This window comes from Streptomyces mexicanus (genome assembly GCF_902506575.1).
GTDB lineage: Bacteria > Actinomycetota > Actinomycetes > Streptomycetales > Streptomycetaceae > Streptomyces > Streptomyces mexicanus.
The window spans coordinates 102,021-103,853 of record NZ_LR732544.1; the positions used below are offsets into that span (position 1 = coordinate 102,021).

Below are 1,833 nucleotides of genomic sequence, written 5' to 3' on the forward strand. Positions count from 1 at the left end.
GTGGTGGATGGGCGCGGTGCGTGTGCCGGTGGACGGGCGCGGTGCGTGGGGCGGTGGACGGGCGCGGTGCGTGGGGCGGTGGGCCGCGGTGTGCCTGCGGTGCTCGTCGCGGGGCCGGCGGCGGTCAGGACAGCGCGAGCAGGCTGACGGCGACGGCGGCGGTGCCCAGGCCGACGAGCTGGCTGCGGTGGACGGGTTCGGCGAGCACACCGCGGGCGAGCAGGACCGTGCCGGCCGGATACAGCGCGGTGACCACGGCCACGACCGTGAGGTCACCGCTGCGGGCGGCGAGCAGGAACAGCAGGTTGGCCACGGAGTCCAGGACGCCCGCGGCCGCCGAGATCGCGTAGGCCGGCTTCTCCGGTCCCAGCCGGCGGTACAGGGCTCCGGCGGCGGCCAGGGTGACCGCCGAGGACACCGCCCTGCCGATGATCAGCGGCGCCACTCCGGTGCCGGACGGCGTCTGGTGCAGGAAGATCAGCTGGAGGGCGATGGCGGCACCCGCGCCGAAGGCCAGCAGCAGCGCCGTCCGGGAGGGCCGCGCGGAGCCGGCGCCGTGCCCGGCGCTGACCAGGACCACCGCGACCAGGGCGAGCGGCAGCCCCAGCAGTCCGGCCACGCCCAGGTGCTCGCCCTGCAGCAGGCCCACCGCGACCGGCAGCGCGGCGGAGACCAGCGCGGTCACGGGCGACAGCACGTTCATCGGGCCGATGGCCAGGGTCCTGTACAGCAGCGCGAACGCCGCGGCCGAAGCGACGCCGGAGGCGGCTCCCCAGCCCAGGGCGGCCGGGTCGAAGGAGGCGCCCAGCACGGGCCACAGCAGCAGTTCGACGGCGAGCGAGGACGGCGCGGCGACCATGACGGTGCGCAGGACATGGGCTTTGCGGGCACCGAGACCGCCGAGGAAGTCGGCGCAGCCGTAGGCGAGGGAGCTGCCCAGGGCCAGCAGCAGAGCGATCACGAGTCGATCCCTTACTATCAGTGGAACGACTGAACCGTACAACGGACCGACCGGCTCGTGTCAACCAAACGACCGAACGGAGCAGTGCAGTGGTCCACCGGCGAGGATGGTGATCGGATGGCACAGACCGAGGCGGCCCTGCGGACGCTCGCGCGCAACGTCCGGGCGGCCCGCACCCGCGCGGGCCTGTCCCTGGACGAACTCGGCCGGCGTGCCCAGGTGAGCAAGGGCGCGCTGGTGGCGCTGGAGAAGGCCCAGGGAAACCCCAACTTCGCCACCCTGGTGCGGCTGGCCGACACCCTCGGTGTCTCCGTCTCCGCCCTGTTGGAGGGCCGGACCGAAGGACGCGTACGCGTGGTTGACACCGATTCCCTCACCCCGCTGTGGACCGGCCCGCAGGGCGGTGAGGCCCGGCTCATGCTGACCACCTCGGGTCCGGCGCCGGTCGAGGTCTGGCGCTGGAAGCTGGAGCCGGGGGAGGAGTACCCCAGCCACCCGCACCAGGCCGGCGTCGTGGAGACCCTCAGCGTCACCGCCGGCCGCATGACCCTGATCGTGGACGGCGTCGAGCACGCGGTGGAAGCCGGCCAGACCGCCACCTTCGACGGCGACGCCCCGCACACCTACCGCGGCGCGGGCACGGAGACCTGCCACCTGATCATGACGGTGCACCTCCCGCCCCCCCAGCCCTCCGCCCCCCAGGCCCGGGAGCCCGGCCCCCGCGGGCGGGGCCCCCTCCCCCTCCGGGGGGCGGGCCCCGGGCCCGCGCCGCGGGCGGGGCGCGGGGCCGCCCCGGCCGAGGCGGCGGTCCGGCCCGCCTCCCGCGCCGGCCCGCCCGCCCCCCCGGACGGGCGCCCGCCGCCCGCGCGCTC

At 76.1% G+C, this 1,833-nt stretch carries 1 protein-coding gene and 1 pseudogene; one reads left to right on the forward strand and one right to left on the reverse strand.

The window, feature by feature from the left end; translation table 11 throughout:
• Nucleotides 1–124: 124 nt before the first annotated feature.
• Entirely contained in the window at nucleotides 125–961 is an 837-nt protein-coding gene (locus GV126_RS00455) for an EamA family transporter (protein WP_159661914.1), read from the reverse strand.
• A gap of 117 nt (nucleotides 962–1,078) precedes the next feature.
• Between GV126_RS00455 and GV126_RS00460 the strand changes: the two are divergent.
• Nucleotides 1,079–1,642 (forward strand): annotated as a pseudogene (locus GV126_RS00460) (helix-turn-helix domain-containing protein); the annotation flags it as partial.
• Nucleotides 1,643–1,833 lie beyond the last annotated feature (191 nt).